The organism is uncultured Campylobacter sp., assembly GCF_938045405.1.
Lineage (GTDB): Bacteria > Campylobacterota > Campylobacteria > Campylobacterales > Campylobacteraceae > Campylobacter_B.
Genome location: NZ_CALIMW010000246.1, coordinates 1 through 1,613, shown reverse-complemented (window position 1 = coordinate 1,613; position 1,613 = coordinate 1). Strand labels below are relative to the sequence as shown.

The 1,613-nt window shown below is 44.9% G+C and carries 2 protein-coding genes; both read left to right on the top strand.

Annotated features, from left to right (window positions below):
* Window positions 1-812, top strand: an 812-nt coding sequence (locus Q0140_RS10145; protein WP_297964248.1) for a phage antirepressor KilAC domain-containing protein, incomplete at its 5' end; no start/stop codon positions are given.
* The coding region (locus Q0140_RS10140) for a phage replisome organizer N-terminal domain-containing protein (protein WP_297964246.1) at window positions 809-1,613 on the top strand (805 nt) is incomplete at its 3' end. The genes Q0140_RS10145 and Q0140_RS10140, both read left to right, overlap by 4 nt.

Below are 1,613 nucleotides of genomic sequence, written 5' to 3'. Positions count from 1 at the left end.
AAATGAACTTAGAAATTTTTAAAAATTCAAAATTTGAAATTAGAGGCGGGCTAATAAATGGAGAGCCCTACTTCGTAGCCAACGACATCAGCTCGCTTTTAGGATATGCAAACACCTATGCGATGTTAGAGCGCTTAGATGACGACGAAAAGACAAATCTTAAAGATTTATTAAAGAGTAGGATGCCCGAAATTTCGGATTTGCCGCGTATCGACGGCGTCAGATATGATGCCGTATTGCTAAGCGAAAGCGGATTATACAACGCTATCTTATGGAGCGGAAAACCGCAGGCAAAAGAATTTAGGCGTTGGGTTACGGGTGAGGTTTTGCCCGCTATCCGTAAGCACGGCGGGTATCTAACGCCTGCAAAGATTGAGGAAGTGTTGAGCGACCCCGACACCATCATAGCCCTAGCCCAAAATCTCAAAACTGAGCGCGCTAAAAGAGAGCAACTCGAAGCCGAAAAGGCGGCGAATGCCGGATATGTGAGCTTCGCCAAATCGGTCGAGGCTAGCGTCGATAGCATTCTGATCGGCAACTACGCCAAGCTTTTAAGCGACAGCGAGGGGGTATCGATAGGGCAGAATAGACTATTTGACTTCCTGCGTGCTAGCGGCTATCTCATCAGCGGAGGCGCGCGCCACAACGTGCCGTATCAGAAACACATAGAAAACGGCTATTTTGAGGTCACGACGCAGACATTCGCGGGCTCAACGGGCACACATCAAAAATTTACTACAAAAATCACGGGCAAGGGGCAGATAGCCCTTGCAGGCAAAATAGTCGAATATTTCAAAGGAGAGAGGATATGAAAAAATTTGTATGGATGAAGCTGCAAAAAGACTTCTTCACCAATCCACGCATAAAAAAGGTTAGGAGCCTCGCGGGAGGAGATACATATACGTGTATTTATTTAGAGCTGCTTCTTTTTAGTCTTGATACGGACGGCGTTATTTTTTATGAAAACATAGAGCAAAATTTAGAGGCGGAGTTAGCTTTAAAAATTGACGAGGATGAGATCAATATTAAAGCGGCTTTAGCAATTTTTGAAAGTTTAGGGCTTATCGAGAGGGGCGAAAATGATGATTTAAGGTTGGTCGAAGCTTGCTCTCTAATGGGTTCGGAATGCGATAGCGCCGCACGTGTAAGGGCTTTTAGAGCCAAGAAAAAAGAGACCGAAGCGTTACAATGTAACGCACGAGTAACGCAGAGTAACAAAAACGTAACGACAGATAAAGAGAAAGATAAAGAGATAGAGAAAGAGGAAGAGACAGAGAAAGAATTCTACGCGCATACGCGCGAGGCGAAAAAGCAGGAGGCTTTTAAAATCCCCCCGTTCATAAATCCCGAAATTTGGAAAACCTTTGAAACGATGCGGAAGCAGATCAGAAAGCCTATGAGCGAGCGAGCTAAAAAACTCATCGTCTCAAAACTTCAAAGCCTAGGAGAGGACAAGGCAAACGAGATACTAGATCAAAGCATCGTAAATTGCTGGCAGGACGTATACCCGCTAAAGACGGACAGGAGTAACGACAAAGAGGACGAATATGCAGACGTACCGATGTTTGCAAGCGACAACCCAATCCTAAAAAACAACTTCCTAAGCCGCGATA